The organism is Dyella sp. 01N448 (assembly GCF_056399225.1).
Genome location: NZ_JBFTQX010000013.1, coordinates 62336 through 77355 on the forward strand (window position 1 = coordinate 62336; position 15020 = coordinate 77355).

The window sequence follows — 15020 nt, forward strand, 5'->3', positions numbered from 1 at the left end:
GACAACCGTGTCGTATGGCTACTGGATTCCGGCCTACGCCGGAATGACGATCGTGGGAGGTCGCGGCTAGCTCAACGCGGCGCGTGACCCTGCCCGGCGAGCAACTGCTCCACCACCTGCTCCGCCAGCTGCTCGGCCCGCAGGCCAGCCGTGAGCAGATGCAGCTCGGCGTGTTCCGGTGCTTCGTACGGCGAGTCGATGCCGGTGAAATTGAAGATCTCGCCGGCACGCGCCTTGCGGTAGAGCCCCTTGGGATCGCGGCGCTCGCATTCTTCCAGGGTGGTATCGACGAACACCTCGAGAAATTCACCCTCGCCAAACAAACTGCGAGCGAAGCGACGCTCGCTCTGGAACGGCGAGATGACACAGACCAGCACGATCAGGCCCGCATCGACCATCAGATGCGCGACCTCGGCGACCCGGCGCACGTTTTCGACGCGGGCTTCGGCGGTGAAGCCCAGGTCCTTGTTGAGGCCATGGCGCAGGTTGTCGCCGTCCAACATATAGGTGTGGTAACCGAGCGCATGCAGGCGGCGCTCGACCAGGTTGGCCACGGTCGACTTGCCCGCGCCGGACAAACCGGTGAACCACAGGCAGCGCGCCTGCTGACCCTTGCTGATGCTGCGCGCTTCCTGGTCCAGGTCGGTGTGCTGCCAGTGCACGTTGGAGGCGCGGCGCAGCGCGAAGTCCAGCATGCCGCAGGCCACCGTGGCGTTGGTGGTGCGGTCGATCAGGATGAAGCTGCCAAGCGTGCGGTTGTCCTGGTAGGACTCGAACGCGATGGCATGATCCAGGTCAATGTTGCAGTAGCCGACCTCGTTGAGCTCGAGACGGCGGGCGGCCAGTTCGGCCTGGGTGTTGACGTCCACCTTGTGCTTGATCGAAGTGATCCGCGCGTTGACCGTGCGCGAACCGATCTTCAGCCAATAGGCACGGTTGGGCAGCAGCGGTTCGTCGCCCATCCACAGCACGTGGGCGGCAAACTGGTCGGCCACCGGCGCGGGGCATGCGGCGTCGGCGATCACATCGCCGCGGCTCACATCGACTTCGCGGTCGAAGGTGAGCGTCACCGCCTGGCCGGCCACGGCTTCAGGCAGATCGCCGTCGGCCGTCACGATGCGCTCCACGCGTGCGCGGCGCATGGCCGGCTGCACCACGATCTCGGTACCCACGGCGACGCGGCCACCGCAGACCGTGCCGGCGTAACCGCGGAACGATGCATCGGGTCGGTTGACCCACTGCACTGGCATGCGGAAATCCTGCGCCTGCGTGGCGCTGGTGTCGGCCGACTCCAGCAGCTCGAGCAAGCTGGGTCCTTGATACCAGGGCATGCGCGTCGAGCGATGACCCACGTTGTCGCCGCCCGTCGCCACCACCGGCAGGCAATGCACGGTGGTGATGCCCAGCTGCGCGGCGAGCTCGCGGTACTCATGGGCGATGGCCGCGTAGATGTCCTCGCGGCAATCGACCAGGTCCATCTTGTTCACCGCCAGCACCACCTGGCGGATGCCCATCAGGGCGCAGATATAGCTGTGGCGGCGCGTCTGCGGCAGCAACCCTTTGCGCGCGTCGACCAGCACCACCGCCAGCTGGGCGTTGGAGGCGCCGGTGGCCATGTTGCGGGTGTACTGCTCATGCCCGGGGCAGTCGGCCACGATGAAGCTGCGGCGTGGCGTGTGGAAGTAGCGGTAGGCCACGTCGATGGTGATGCCCTGCTGGCGTTCGGCGTCGAGGCCGTCGGTGAGCAGGGAGAAATCCAGCGCGTCCTCGGCTTCGGCATGCAACTTGCGGCTGTCGCGGGCGAGTGCAGCGAGCTGGTCTTCCGGCACCATGCCGGCGTCGTAGAGCAACCGGCCGAGCAGCGTGCTCTTGCCATCGTCGACGCTGCCGCAGGTGATGAAGCGCAGCAGGTTGGTGTCCTCGGTGAGCGTCGGGGTGGGGTCCATCGTGACCATCAGAAATACCCCTCCTGCTTCTTGCGCTCCATCGAGGCGCTGCCATCGTTGTCGATCACCCGGCCCTGGCGTTCCGAGGTGCGGGACGCGGCCATCTCCTCGATGATCTTGTCCAGCGTATCGGCCGAGGACTCCACCGCGCCGGTCAGCGGATAGCAGCCCAGGGTGCGGAAGCGCACGTCGAGCAGCTCGACCTGCTCGCCATCGCGCAGGGTAAAGCGTTCGTCATCGACCATGATCAGCGCGCCGTCGCGCGCCACCACCGGGCGCGGCTTGGCAAAATACAGCGGCACCACCGGAATGTTCTCGCGGCGGATGTAATGCCACACGTCCATCTCAGTCCAGTTCGACAGCGGGAACACCCGTACGCTTTCGCCCTTGTGGATGCGCGTATTAAAGGTGTGCCACAGCTCGGGACGCTGATGCTTGGGATCCCAGTGGTGCTGTGCATTGCGGAAGGAGAACACGCGCTCCTTGGCGCGGGATTTCTCCTCGTCGCGACGCGCGCCGCCGATGGCGGCATCGAAGCCGTACTGGTCCAGCGCCTGCTTGAGCGCGACCGTCTTCATCACGTCGGTATGCACGGCCGAGCCGTGGGTGAGCGGCGAAATACCCTGGCGCACACCGTCCTGGTTGATATGCACCAGCACCTGCACATCACCCTCGGCGGCCACCTGGTCACGGAAGGCGATCATCTCGCGGAACTTCCAGGTCGTATCCACATGCAGCAGGGGCATTGGCGGCCGGGCCGGATAGAACGCCTTGCGCAACAGATGCAGCAGGACGGAGGAGTCCTTGCCGATCGAATACAACATCACGGGACGCTCGAAAGCGGCCGCCGTTTCGCGAAAGATGTGGATGCTCTCGGCTTCGAGGGCGTCCAGATGGGACATGGAAGGCATGCTTGGCGTCACTGTTTCCTGGGTCCGGTAGCGCCTGGGGGCGCGCGGTCAAGGGAGGAATCTAGCGGAAAACGGGCGCCGTGGCAGGCACGGCGTCGACAGGATGTAGCAAAACGCATGAGGCCCACCGCCGCTGACCTCACCATCGTTTCGTCACCTGATCTAGGCCACACTCCACTAAGATCGAGCTTCATGAGTACATCGATGGCGACAGGAAGCGCACAACTCGATGCCACGGCCACGCCCCCACGCCTGCGTGTGGCAGGCGACTGGACGCTGGCCCACTACGCTGTGCTGGAGCGCGCGGTCGATGCGCTCAAGAGCCGCCTTCATCAGACCACGCCGATCGATCTGAGCGCCCTGGGTGCGCTGGATACGGCCGGCGCCGCGCTGCTGGCCGGCCTGCTGGGCGCCGAACGGCTGGGCGATCTGGCCACGCAGGATCCAACCCTGCCCGCTGCCCAACGCGCATTGCTGCAGACCGTCGGCAAGGCGATGGCCAGCTACGTCAAACCGAAGTCCCGGCGTCGCCACAACACGGTGACCGAGCTGCTCGCGCGCATCGGCGCGGCGATGGACAACGTCTGGCACCAGCAGGTGCAACTGCTGGGCTTCATCGGGCTCACCCTGCAGACGTTTGTGCAGACCGTCTGGCGCCCGCGTCGCTGGCGCGTCACTTCCCTGGTGGCGCATATCGAGCAGACCGGCCTGGATGCCGTGCCCATCGTGATGCTGCTCACCTTCATGGTGGGCGCGGTGGTGGCCTTCCTCGGCTCGACCGTGTTGGCGGATTTTGGTGCCACTATCTACACGGTGGATCTGGTGGCGTTCTCGTTCCTGCGCGAATTTGCCGTGCTGCTCACCGCCATCCTGCTGGCCGGCCGCACCGCCAGCGCGTTCACCGCGCAGATCGGCTCGATGAAGGCGAACGAGGAGATCGATGCGATCCGTGCCCTGGGCCTCGACCCGATGGAACTGCTGGTGCTGCCGCGCGTGCTGGCCATGCTCGCCTCGCTGCCCATGCTCACCTTCCTGGCCATGATTGCCGGCCTGATCGGCGGCGGGCTCGTCTGCGCCATGGTGCTCGACATACCGCCGGTGATGTTCATCAACCTGGTGAAGTCCGATATCGGGGTAAAGAACTTCCTGGTCGGCATCGCCAAGGCGCCGGTGTTTGCCTTCCTGATCGCGGTGATCGGTTGCCTGGAAGGCTTCAAGGTCAGCGGCAGTGCCGAATCGGTGGGCGAACACACCACCTCCAGCGTGGTGCAGTCGATCTTCGTGGTGATCCTGATCGATGCGCTGGCCGCACTCTTCTATATGGAGATGGGCTGGTGAACGCCGTCGCGAAACCGCAAGCCGCCGAAAACGTGATCGAGGTTCGCCACCTGGTGAACCGCTTCGGCACGCAAATCGTGCATGAGCACCTGGACCTGGATGTGCGCCGCGGCGAAATCCTCGGCGTGGTCGGCGGTTCGGGCACCGGCAAGTCCGTGCTCCTGCGCAGCATCGTGGGGCTGCAACGCCCGACCTCCGGACACGTCCACGTATTCGGCCAGGACCTGCTGAGCCTCTCGCCCGAGCAGCGCTCCCGCGTGGAGCGGCGCTTCGGCGTGCTGTTCCAGAACGGCGCCCTGTTCTCCTCGCTCAATATCGTGGAGAACGTCGCGATGCCGCTGATCGAACACGCCGGCCTCACGCGTCCCGATGCCCAGCATCTGGGTGGCGTGAAGCTCGCCCTCGCCGGCCTGCCGATGGGCACGGAAACCAAATTCCCGTCCGAGCTTTCCGGCGGCATGGTGAAGCGCGCGGCCTTGGCGCGTGCGCTGGCGCTGGATCCGGAAATTCTGTTCCTGGACGAACCCACCGCGGGCCTGGACCCGATCAGCGCGGCGGCATTCGACCAGTTGATCCTCACCCTGCGCGACGCGTTGGGCCTCACCGTATTTCTGGTCACCCACGACCTGGACACGCTTTATACGATTTGCGACCGCGTGGCGGTGCTTTCTCAGAAGAAGGTGCTGGTCGTAGGCCCGCTCGATGAGGTGGCCCGCTATCCCGATCCATGGGTGCAGGCGTATTTCCACGGCCCGCGTGGCCGCGCCGCCGAAGAGGCGCACGAACGCGACGATACCCCCGAGGTGAAATGACATGGAAACGCGTGCCCATCACGTACTCATAGGCCTATTCACGGTGATCGTGGTCGCCGCCGCGCTGCTGTTTGCGCTATGGCTGGCCAAGTCCAGTTCGGACCGCCAGTTCACCGAGTACCAGATCGTGTTCAACGAAGCGGTCAGCGGCCTCTCGCAGGGCAGTGCGGTGCAGTACAACGGCATCAAGGTCGGCGCCGTCACCCAGCTCAAGCTGGACCCGCAGGACCCGCGCAAAGTGCTGGCGCGCATTCGTCTGGGCGGCGATGTTCCGGTGAAGCAAGACACGCATGCCAAGCTCACTCTCACCGGCGTGACGGGCCTGTCCGTGATCCAGCTCAGCGGTGGTTCGCCGACCAGTCCGCCACTGGAGTCCAAGGACGACCAGCTGCCGGTGATCGTGGCCGACCCCTCTCCGCTGAGCCAGATCCTTGCCAACGGCGAAGACCTGGTGACCAACATCAACGAAGTCGTGGCGAAGGCGAACATGCTGCTGTCGCCTGAGAACTCCGAACGCATCAGCCACACGCTGCAGCATCTTGACCAGATCACCGGCACGGTCGCCGACCAGCGCGAAGACATTCATCAGCTGCTGCAGCAGTTGGCGCAGGCCAGCAAGCAGGCGAACGAGACCCTGGCCCAGACCAACCAGCTGGTACGCAATGCGAACGGCCTGGTCGACAACCAGGCACGCGCCGCGCTGGAAAGCGCGCGCAACGCCATGGCCTCGCTCGACCATTCCGCTGCGGATATCGACCGCCTGCTGACCGACAACCGTGCCGCCATCAACGGCGGCCTGCAAGGCTTCAGTGAATTGGGCCCGGCCGTGCGCGAACTGCGCGACGCAGCCGGCTCGCTGCGCGGCGTATCGCGCCGCCTTGACGACAACCCGGCGGGCTTCCTGCTCGGCCGTGACCGCAACAAGGAGTTCGTGCCATGAGGATGCGCCTGCGCCTTTCCGCTTGTGCAGCGATTGCGCTGCTCGGCGCCTGTACCATCCTGCCCAAGGCCGAATCACCCGACGTCTACCGCCTGCCTTCCACGCCACTCCCGCGCGACAGCGCGACAGCGGTGAACTGGTCGTTACGGGTGGACACGCCCAACGCCGAGCGCATGATCGACAGCTCGCGCATCGCCGTGCTGCCGCAAGGGAATGTGGTCAGCGTGTATCAGGGCGCCCGCTGGGCTGACAACGCCACGACCTTGCTGCGCAACCGCATCATGGATGCGTTCCGCGACAACGGCCGAATCGCAGGCCTGAGCAGCGACGAGACCAGCCTGCAAGCGGACTATTCGCTCGCCGGCGACCTGCGCTCATTCCAGTCGGTCTATGAGAACGGGCAACCCGTGGTGGTGATCCACTTCGATGCGCGACTGGTGAAGAACAGCGGCCTGCGCATCGTGGCCACGCGCCGCTTCGACGTCACCCAGCCAGTGGGCGGAACGACCGTACCGCAGGTCGTTGCGGCATTCGGACAGGCCAGCGACGCGCTCGCCTCGCAGCTGGTGAGCTGGACGTTGCAGCAGCCACTCGATGGCCATGACGTGCGGACGAACTGACGCTACACGCGCTTTGAGGCATCCACCCAGCGAAAGGTGAGATTGATGCGCGGCCCGACGGCCTCGCTCGTCTTGGGCAGATCGTGCACGTAGCGTTGTTGTGTATCGCCCGCCATGCGCAACAGACTGCTGTGCTCCAGCTCGATCGCCAGCACATCTCCGCGCGTCGCTTCGCCGCGCGGCTTGAGCCGGAAGCGTCTGGCCGCACCCAGGCTCAGCGACGCGATCACCGGTTCGCGGCCCAGCTCGGGCTCGTTATCGCTGTGCCAGCCCATCGAGTCCTGGCCGTTGCGATAAAGATTGGCGAGCACGCTGTTGAAACGCGCATCGCAGGCATCGGCCACGCGATCACGCAGAGCGCGCAAGACCGGCGTCCAGGGATGTGGTGCGAAGCGCGTGCGTGAATAAACGTAGCTGGCATCTTCGTCGCCGATCCAGCAGCTGAGGCGCGGTGAATCCACCTCGCGCCCGAAGATGCGGATGCGGTGCACTTCCCACGCAATCGTCGAGCGCAGTTCGGCGAACAGTGCGTCCGCCTCGCCACGGTCCAGCCACTGCGGCCACAGCGAAAGCGCCGCGCCCGGCAGTGGCAGTAATTGCCAACCACCTTGCGTCGTTTGATCGAACAGGCTCACACCCGCCTCAATGAATCGCCGGGAATCCCGGTTCCACATCGAGCGTCGCGGCGCACACGGATGCCAGTTCCAGCAGCCGCAGATCCGAACCTCGCGCGCCTACCAGTTGCAGGCCGATCGGCATGCCGTCGGGCAGATAGCCCATCGGTATGTTCACCGCCGGACAGCCGGCGAGACTGGCAAAGCTGGTGAGGTCGGCCTGCGAATCGGGCACGGGGCCATCCAGCGGGAACGCGCCCTGCGGCGTGGTCGGCAGCACCAGTACGTCGATCTGCGCAAACAGGCGACGCATCTTCAAGGTGGCGGCATCGAGGACGCGATCGGCGGTCGCATAGTCGGCGGCGCTCTTGCCGGCGGCGTAGCTCAGCAGCCGACGGAAATGCTCGGACGCACGGTCGTCCGTGTTGGCCAGATCGGATGCGAAGGTGCCGAGCATCTCCGCCTCCATCAGCAACAGACCGGCGCGACGCGTGCGGGCGAAATCCCAGTCGGCAAAATCCACCGTGCGGCGCTCACCGAGCTCGCGCGGCCATTTCGCCAGCGCCGCTTCGAACACCTCGATCACCTCCGGCTTCACACCGACGGCACTCAGATTGGGCAGGAAGCCCGCGCGCAGGCGGCCCGGCTCCCAATCCGGCGGCGACAAGGCCACGCGTCGACGGCGCGAACGCGCATCGTCGGCGTCGTAACCGGCCAGCACCTGCAGCAACACCGTCAAATCATCGGCGCTGCGCGCAATCAGACCCACCGTATCCAGCCGCCGCGCCGCCGGCACCATGCCGCGCGCGGAGATCTCACCGTGGGTGGACTTGAGCGCGTAGACGCCGCAATAGCTGGCCGGGATGCGAATCGAGCCCAGGCTGTCCGAACCCACTGCGGCCACCGCGAGTCCTGCCGCCACCGCCGCAGCTGCACCGCCCGACGAGCCGCCAGCGGTATAGCCATGGCGATGCGGATTGTGCGTTGCACCGAAATGCGGATTGTTGGTGACCGCCCCCAGCGCGCCCTCGTCCATATTGGTTTTGCCGATCAACACAGCGCCCGAAGCGCGCAGGCGCGACACCACGTGGGCGTCGTCGGTGACCGGTTTGCGCCGCCCCGCCAGGCCGGCGCTGGTGGGCCAGCCGGCGACGTCGAAATTGTCCTTGAGCGCGATGGGGATGCCGTCAAGCCTCCCGATCACGCCGTCGCGGCGGCGATGCTGGGCCGCCAGCGCCTGCTCCTGCAGCATGGCCGAGCTCAGGCTCACATAGGCGTTGAGCTGCGGATTGACGCGCTCGATGGCCTCCAGATAGGTCTCGGCCAGCCCCTGTGGCTGCACGCGGTCCACCGCCAGCCAGTGCAGCAGCTGGCACATGGTGGCGCGACGCAGGTCAAGTTCGCTGATCGGGGGCTGCAAATTCATTCTTTCTTCCCTGGGTCGCTTTTGGGGGGATTATCGCTATCACACATGAAGGGTTTGCAAGGATTCGGCCACCGTTGCCCCCAATGGCCCGAACCCGGACAATGCCGGATTACCCGTACCGTACGTCAGAGAACGGTAGGCATGCCGTACAAGATCAGCTGGAGTGAGCCGTGAGCGACCGCGAAATCATGGAATACGACGTCGTCGTCGTTGGCGCAGGCCCGTCCGGCCTCGCGTTCGCCATCCGTCTCAAGCAGTTGCAGCCGGAAACGAGCGTGTGCGTGATCGAGAAGGCCTCGACCATCGGAGCGCAGATCCTCTCCGGCGCGGTGATCGAGCCGCAGCCGCTTGACGCCCTGCTGCCCGGCTGGCGCGACAATCCGCCGCCGATCTGCGTGCCCGCCACCGAGGATGAGTTCTGGCTGCTCAGCAAGACCGGCGGCCGCAAGCTGCCGGTGCCCCCGGGCATGAACAACCACGGCAATTTCATTGTTTCGCTGGGCGCCATGTGCGCCTGGCTCGCGCCGCAGGCCGAAGCGCTGGGCGTGGATGTGTTTCCCGGTTTTGCCGCGGCCGACACCGTGTACAACGACGACGGCTCCGTCGCCGGCGTGCGTATCGGCGACATGGGCGTGGCCAAGGATGGTTCGCACAAGGCAGGCTACACGCAGGGTATCGACATCAAGGCCAAGGTCACCGTGCTCGCCGAAGGCGCGCGCGGCAGCCTGACCAAGCAGCTGATCAAGCGCTTTGCCTTGGACAAGGACAGCGACCCGCAGGGCTACTCCATCGGCATCAAGGAACTGTGGCAGCTGCCGCCGGGCCGCGTGCAGCCGGGCAAGATCGTGCACAGCTTTGGCTGGCCCGCCGACAATCACACCTATGGCGGCAGCTTCCTCTATCACCTGGACAAGGATCGCATCGCGCTGGGCTATGTCAGCGGCCTCGATTACAGCGATCCCAACTACCAGCCGTGGGAAGCGTTCCAGCAGTGGAAGAACCATCCGTCGGTAAAGTCCTTGCTGGAAGGCGGCAGCATCCTTTCCGCCGGCGCACGCGCCATCGTCACCGGTGGCTACCAGTCGCTGCCGAAAGTTGAAATGCCCGGCGCCCTGCTGATCGGCGACACCGCCGGCCTGCTCAACGTGCCCAAGATCAAGGGTACCCATCAGGCGATCAAGAGCGGCATGCTCGCCGCCGAACACCTGGTGGCCAACCAGCTGAACCCAGCCGGCTTCGACGCCAGGCTGCGCGCGTCGGACGTGATGGCCGAGCTCAAATCGGTCCGCAACATCAAGCCCGCGTTCAAGAAGGGCCTGTGGTTCGGCATGTTGAACGCCGCATGGGAAACCGCGCTGCGCGGCGCCTCGCCGTGGACGCTCAAGAACAAGGCAGACTGGTCCTCGCTGCACAAACTGGGCGAGTACGAAGAGCCCAAGCGCGATTACGTCCAGCCGCGCGAACTGCCACCACGCGACCGCCTCGCCGGCGTCTACTTCGCCGCCACCGAACACGACGAAGACCAGCCCATCCACCTGCACGTCGCCGACACCAACGTGTGCGTGACCCAGTGCGCCGTGGAATACGGCAACCCGTGCACGCGTTTCTGTCCCGCGGGCGTCTATGAAATCGTCAGCGACGACGCCGGCAAACGCCTGCAGATCAACGCCGCCAACTGCGTCCACTGCAAGACCTGCGACATCAAGGATCCCTACCAGATCATCAACTGGGTCACTCCGGAAGGTGGTTCGGGTCCGAATTATCAGAATCTCTAATCCTGGTTGCTCGTCATGACAGCCGCCCGAGCGACTTTGAAGTGAATCATCCATGCCGGTAAGCAATATCCATTGGCGGCTTCGGCGCCTGCGCTATCTCCTGCACCGAGTAAAGGGGAGTTTTGCGCAACGAGGCGTGCAGGGAACGCTGGCGCGCATCACCCAGGAATTCAAGCGCTATCCGGCACAAGACCAGGAACTTGAGCTGGGGCTCCTCGACGTACCTTTTCAGCCGTTCTCGCTGCCCTCCAGCGACAAGCCTGTTGTCTCGGTGCTCATTCCCGTCTACGGCAAACTGCAGTGGACGCTTGCCTGCCTGCGATCGATCGCCAGGCACGGGGCCGACACCGCCTTCGAAGTCATCGTGATTGACGACGCATCGACCGACGGTAGCGCCGACGTCCTGTCGCAGATCGAGGGCTTGCACGTCCTGCGCAATGCCAGGAACCTGGGCTTCGTCGGCAGCTGCAACGCGGGCGCGCAGGCGGCGCGCGGCGAGTTCCTGCTGTTCCTGAACAACGACACTCAGGTGACCCCCCACTGGCTGGATGCGCTCGTCCAGGCGTATCGCGACGAACCACACTGCGGCATCGTCGGTAGTCGCCTGATCTATCCGGATGGCCGGCTGCAAGAAGCTGGCGGCCTCGTGTACTCCGATGCCAGTGCCTGGAACGTTGGCCGCTTCGAACGTCGCGATGACCCTCGCTACATGTTTCGTCGCAACGTGGACTACGTGTCCGGCGCCTCGCTTCTGATCGCGCGCGGCCTGTTCGATCAGGTGGGCGGCTTCGACAGCCGCTACGCGCCAGCCTATTGCGAAGACATGGACCTGGCGTTCGGCGTGCGCAAGGCCGGCCTGCGCGTGATCTACGAACCCGAAAGCCTGGTTGTGCACTGTGAGGGCATCAGCTCAGGCCTGGATCCCTTCGCTGGCGTCAAGCAATACCAGACCCTCAATCGCCGCAAATTCGTCGAGAAATGGGCCGAGGCGCTCCAGCACCAGCCTGCGCCCGGGACGCCGATCAATCGTGCGCTGGAGCGTGGCCGCCCGCACATTTTCATCATGGATGCGCTCACGCCCGATCCCACCCGCGACGCAGGCTCGCAGCAGCTCTGCAACATCATGCGGCTACTGCGTGACATGGGGTGGCGCGTCACCTTCATGGCGGACAACCGGCAATCCTCGGAAAAGGAAATACGGACGCTGGGACGACTTGGCGTGGAGACCCTGTGCAAGCCTCATTCGCCCTCATTGCTGGAATGGCTGAAGCGCGAAGGCAAGCAACTCCAGGCCGTCATGCTGTGCCGCTATTACGTGGCCGACAGTCATCTGGCACTGATCAAGCAGCTCGCTCCGAACGCCACCTTGCTTTACGACACGGTGGATCTGCATTTTCTGCGCGAACAGCGCGCCGCCGAACACACCGGCAACGCCTCGCTAGTCAGACAGGCCAGCGCGTCCAAACAGCGCGAATACGCCCTGATCCGTGCCTGTGATGCGACCTTCGTGGTGAGTACGGTCGAGCAGGATCTGCTGTTGCGTGACCTGCCGGGTGCAAACGTCCTGTTGCTTCCGAACATGCATGACGTCAAGGGTAGCCAACGGCCATTCGCCGAGCGCCGCGATGTGGTCTTCGTCGGCGGCTTTGGTCATCCGCCCAATGAAGATGCCGTGCGTTGGCTGGTGTCCGAGATCTGGCCGTTGGTTCGCGCGCGCCGCAATGATCTGACGCTGCACCTCATCGGCGACATGCCTGAAGCCGCCAGGCAGGAGTTCGCCGGCCATGGCGTGGTCACTCACGGCCGGGTCGAGAGCCTGGATGAGTGGATGAACGGGTGTCGCATTGCGCTGGCCCCGCTGCGCTACGGCGCGGGCGTGAAAGGCAAGGTGAACACCGCCATGAGTTATGGCTTGCCAGTCGTGGCCACCCCGATTGCCGCCGAGGGCATGCGTCTTGAGGACGGTATCAACGTACTGCTGGCCGATGGTGCCTCGGCGTTCGCCGAGACCATACTGCGCCTCTACGACGACGAAGAACTTTGGAACAGGCTCTCCACGGCCTCCGCGGCGCACGTCTGGCGCCATTTCTCCTTTGACATGGCCAAAGCGACACTGCAGACCGCTCTGGCACACTCGTGACGCCCCTCCCGGGCGACTTCAAACGATCGTTTTAGGTCAGGTACAATGGCCGTTCCCCCAGTCGGGGTGGCTTTAGCATCAAAGGACTCGCAGATGAAGATTCTGGTTGGCTACAAGCGTGTCGTGGACTACAACGTCCGCATTCAGGTCAAGCCCGATGGCACGGGCGTGGTGACGGATGGCGTGAAGCTCTCCGCCAACCCCTTCGACGATATTGCGCTGGAAGAAGCGCTGCGCCTTCGCGAAAAAGGCGTCGCCGAGGAAGTGATCGTGGTGGGCATCGGCCCGGCCGACCTCACCGCCCACCTGCGCAACGGCCTGGCCATGGGCGCGAACCGCGCCATCCATGTGGTCACGACCGATGCCGTGCAGCCGCTCACCGCCGCCCGCATCTTCCAGAAGCTGATCGAGAAGGAACAGCCGGGCCTGGTGATCCTGGGCAAGCAGGCCATCGACGATGACGCCAACCAGACCGGCCAGATGCTCGCTGCGCTGTGGGATCGCCCGCAGGCCACCTTTGCCAGCAAGGTCGAGATCGCCGGCGGCAAGGTCACGGTGACCCGCGAAGTCGATGCCGGCCTGGAAGTGATCGAAGCGGAACTGCCCGCCGTGATCACCACCGACCTGCGCCTCAACGAGCCGCGCTTCATCAAGCTGCCGGACATCATGAAGGCCAAGTCCAAGCCGATCGACACCATCGAGTTCGGCTCGCTGGGCGTGGAAGCCAACGATCATCTCAAGACCACGCACTACGCCGCGCCGGCCAAGCGCAGCAAGGGCGTGATGGTCAAGGATGCGGCTGAACTGGTCGCGGCGCTGAAGCAAAAGGGGCTGCTCTAAGCAGCCTGAGGGAGATAACGACATGTCCAAGATCCTCGTCATCGCCGAACACCTGAACGGCAAGCTCAACTCCTCCACCGCCCGCGCCGTGAGCGCCGCCGCTTCGATCAAGCCCGAATCCATCGATGTGCTGGTGCTGGCCGACAACGCCGACGCCATCGCTGCCGATGCCGCCAAGATCGACGGCGTGAGCCGCGTGCTCACCATCGCCCGCGCCGAGAATGCCCACCCGCTCGCCGCCGTGCTGGCGCCGCAGATCGCCAAGGCCGCCGCCGGCTACAGCCACGTGTTCGCCCCTTCCACGACCTTCGGCAAGGACGTGCTGCCCCGCGTAGCCGCCCTGCTCGGCGTCGCCCAGGTGAGCGACGTGATGAGCGTGGAAGGCAGCCATACCTTCAAGCGCCCGATCTACGCCGGCAACGCGATCATCACGGTGCAAGCCGACGCCGGCAGCACGGTCGTCGCCACGATTCGCACGGCCTCGTGGGCCGCCGCGGCGAGCGGCGCAAACAGCGCCCCGGTCGAGGCATTGAGCGTCGACGCCGCCCTGCCCTCGCACACCCGCTTCGTTGAACTGCAGTCGGGCAAAAGCGACCGCCCGGACCTGCAGAGCGCCAGCAAAGTCGTCTCCGGCGGCCGTGGCGTGGGCTCGAAGGAAAACTTCGACATCATCTACAAGTTTGCCGACAAGATCGGCGCCGGCGTGGGCGCCTCGCGCGCCGCCGTCGACGCCGGCTACGTGCCGAGCGACCTGCAGGTAGGCCAGACCGGCAAGATCATCGCGCCGGAGCTGTACATGGCCATCGGCATCTCCGGCGCCATCCAGCATCTCACCGGCATCAAGGACGCCGGCACCATCGTCGCCATCAACAAGGACGGCGAGGCGCCGATCTTTGAGATCGCCGATATCGGCCTGGTGGGGGATTTGTTCAAGATCATCCCGGAGCTGGAACAGGCTATTGGCTGATTGGCACTGCCATGATGGATGCGTTTGCCCGCGTGCTTCGCATCCATCAGGCATCAAGAAATCGACCGCCCCCTAGTGGCGTTGCGCGTCTCGCGGGCCACCGTGGCGCCCTTGGTGCTATCCATACCAGGCTCGAACATCTTCTCGACAACAGGCCAGCCTTGCGCCTGGGCATGCGACAATTCCGACCTCATTTCGATGACGTCGAGCAGCTTTCAATCATGGAATCCATGCAGCGGGTCTGGCGATACGACACGTTGATCCGCTTCGAGCAGCATATGCATACCGAAACAGTGCTCGAGTGCACAATCGGTGACGCTGGTGATCGGGCCTATCATCGGCCTGTCTCGAGCAAAGGCTAGAATGCTGCCGCCATGACGCATCCCTGCCCTGTTTGCCTAAAAACCCAGACGACCGAACCATTTCGCGACGTCGACGGTTTCCCTTATTTCTCCTGCAAAGCCTGCGACTCGATCTTCATCGAACCGCAAGTCCTCGCAGACATGGACCGCGGCGTCTCCCCCCGGGACTACGACCTCGATTACTGGAACGAAGAACTGAAGGCAGCGCGTGAGCGCGCCTCGGGCGACGGACTGGTTCGCGCAGGCGAAGCCGTGCTTTACGCACGCAGGGAGGTTCGCCGCTTCCTCGATCTGGGTGCCGGCCCCGGCTATCTGTTGGACCAGCTGGC

Annotated in this window: 13 protein-coding genes; 9 read left to right on the forward strand and 4 right to left on the reverse strand. The window is 64.8% G+C overall.

What is annotated here, in order from left to right:
* Nucleotides 1-71 precede the first annotated feature (71 nt).
* Together cysN and cysD are read right to left on the reverse strand one after the other, a co-directional pair.
* The gene (cysN, locus tag AC1DKY_RS17865; protein WP_441604982.1) at nucleotides 72-1955 is read right to left on the reverse strand and encodes a sulfate adenylyltransferase subunit CysN; all 1884 of its coding nucleotides are present in this window, start codon (nucleotides 1953-1955) and stop codon (nucleotides 72-74) included.
* On the reverse strand, nucleotides 1955-2848 hold the full coding sequence (gene cysD, locus AC1DKY_RS17870; RefSeq protein ID WP_441604983.1) for a sulfate adenylyltransferase subunit CysD: 894 nt from the start codon (nucleotides 2846-2848) through the stop codon (nucleotides 1955-1957). The genes cysN and cysD overlap by 1 nt, the downstream gene beginning before the upstream one ends.
* 201 nt (nucleotides 2849-3049) lie before the next feature.
* Between cysD and AC1DKY_RS17875 the strand changes: the two genes are divergently transcribed.
* Genes AC1DKY_RS17875 through AC1DKY_RS17890 form a run of 4 tightly spaced genes read left to right on the forward strand, consistent with a single transcriptional unit; the run spans nucleotide 3050 to nucleotide 6567 of the window.
* Nucleotides 3050-4195 carry an MlaE family ABC transporter permease gene (locus tag AC1DKY_RS17875; RefSeq protein ID WP_441604984.1) on the forward strand — a complete coding sequence of 382 codons (1146 nt, stop codon included), beginning with the start codon at nucleotides 3050-3052 and terminating at the stop codon, nucleotides 4193-4195.
* Nucleotides 4192-5007 (forward strand): ABC transporter ATP-binding protein, encoded by an 816-nt coding sequence (locus tag AC1DKY_RS17880; protein ID WP_441604985.1) that lies wholly within the window; start codon nucleotides 4192-4194, stop codon nucleotides 5005-5007. Before AC1DKY_RS17875 ends, AC1DKY_RS17880 begins: the two co-directional genes overlap by 4 nt.
* Nucleotide 5008: 1 nt before the next feature.
* Nucleotides 5009-5947, forward strand: a complete 939-nt coding sequence (locus AC1DKY_RS17885; protein WP_441604986.1) for an MlaD family protein — start codon at nucleotides 5009-5011, stop codon at nucleotides 5945-5947.
* Complete coding sequence (locus tag AC1DKY_RS17890; protein ID WP_441604987.1) at nucleotides 5944-6567, forward strand: ABC-type transport auxiliary lipoprotein family protein; 624 nt, start codon at nucleotides 5944-5946, stop codon at nucleotides 6565-6567. The genes AC1DKY_RS17885 and AC1DKY_RS17890 overlap by 4 nt, the downstream gene beginning before the upstream one ends.
* 2 nt (nucleotides 6568-6569) lie before the next feature.
* On the opposite strand, the gene AC1DKY_RS17895 is transcribed toward AC1DKY_RS17890, so the two are convergent.
* Both AC1DKY_RS17895 and AC1DKY_RS17900 read right to left on the reverse strand, forming a co-directional pair.
* Complete coding sequence (locus AC1DKY_RS17895; protein WP_441604988.1) at nucleotides 6570-7202, reverse strand: alpha-ketoglutarate-dependent dioxygenase AlkB family protein; 633 nt, start codon at nucleotides 7200-7202, stop codon at nucleotides 6570-6572.
* Between the two features lie 7 nt (nucleotides 7203-7209).
* Complete coding sequence (locus AC1DKY_RS17900; RefSeq protein WP_441604989.1) at nucleotides 7210-8607, reverse strand: amidase; 1398 nt, start codon at nucleotides 8605-8607, stop codon at nucleotides 7210-7212.
* A gap of 188 nt (nucleotides 8608-8795) precedes the next feature.
* On the opposite strand from AC1DKY_RS17900, the gene AC1DKY_RS17905 reads away from it, so the two are divergent.
* From AC1DKY_RS17905 to AC1DKY_RS17925, 5 genes are all read left to right on the forward strand, one after another.
* Nucleotides 8796-10382, forward strand: coding sequence for an electron transfer flavoprotein-ubiquinone oxidoreductase (locus tag AC1DKY_RS17905; RefSeq protein ID WP_441604996.1), 1587 nt, complete (start codon nucleotides 8796-8798; stop codon nucleotides 10380-10382).
* Nucleotides 10383-10434: 52 nt separating this feature from the next.
* A complete protein-coding gene (locus AC1DKY_RS17910; RefSeq protein WP_477180024.1) occupies nucleotides 10435-12522 on the forward strand; it encodes a glycosyltransferase in 2088 nt (695 codons plus the stop codon).
* A 93-nt stretch (nucleotides 12523-12615) separates the two neighbouring features.
* On the forward strand, nucleotides 12616-13362 hold the full coding sequence (locus tag AC1DKY_RS17915) for an electron transfer flavoprotein subunit beta/FixA family protein (protein WP_441604991.1): 747 nt from the start codon (nucleotides 12616-12618) through the stop codon (nucleotides 13360-13362).
* Between the two features lie 22 nt (nucleotides 13363-13384).
* Entirely contained in the window at nucleotides 13385-14329 is a 945-nt protein-coding gene (locus AC1DKY_RS17920) for an electron transfer flavoprotein subunit alpha/FixB family protein (protein WP_441604992.1), read from the forward strand.
* A gap of 374 nt (nucleotides 14330-14703) precedes the next feature.
* On the forward strand, nucleotides 14704-15020 hold a 317-nt coding region (locus AC1DKY_RS17925), incomplete at its 3' end, for a hypothetical protein (protein ID WP_477178644.1).

Coding starts and splice junctions, on each gene's coding strand:
- AC1DKY_RS17905 (WP_441604996.1), top strand. CDS start 8,796: ATGGAATACGACGTCGTCGTCGTTGGCGCAGGCCCGTCCGGCCTCGCG.
- AC1DKY_RS17875 (WP_441604984.1), top strand. CDS start 3,050: ATGAGTACATCGATGGCGACAGGAAGCGCACAACTCGATGCCACGGCC.
- AC1DKY_RS17920 (WP_441604992.1), top strand. CDS start 13,385: ATGTCCAAGATCCTCGTCATCGCCGAACACCTGAACGGCAAGCTCAAC.
- AC1DKY_RS17910 (WP_477180024.1), top strand. CDS start 10,435: ATGCCGGTAAGCAATATCCATTGGCGGCTTCGGCGCCTGCGCTATCTC.
- cysN (WP_441604982.1), bottom strand. CDS start 1,955: ATGGTCACGATGGACCCCACCCCGACGCTCACCGAGGACACCAACCTG.
- AC1DKY_RS17885 (WP_441604986.1), top strand. CDS start 5,009: ATGGAAACGCGTGCCCATCACGTACTCATAGGCCTATTCACGGTGATC.
- AC1DKY_RS17890 (WP_441604987.1), top strand. CDS start 5,944: ATGAGGATGCGCCTGCGCCTTTCCGCTTGTGCAGCGATTGCGCTGCTC.
- AC1DKY_RS17915 (WP_441604991.1), top strand. CDS start 12,616: ATGAAGATTCTGGTTGGCTACAAGCGTGTCGTGGACTACAACGTCCGC.
- AC1DKY_RS17900 (WP_441604989.1), bottom strand. CDS start 8,607: ATGAATTTGCAGCCCCCGATCAGCGAACTTGACCTGCGTCGCGCCACC.
- cysD (WP_441604983.1), bottom strand. CDS start 2,848: ATGTCCCATCTGGACGCCCTCGAAGCCGAGAGCATCCACATCTTTCGC.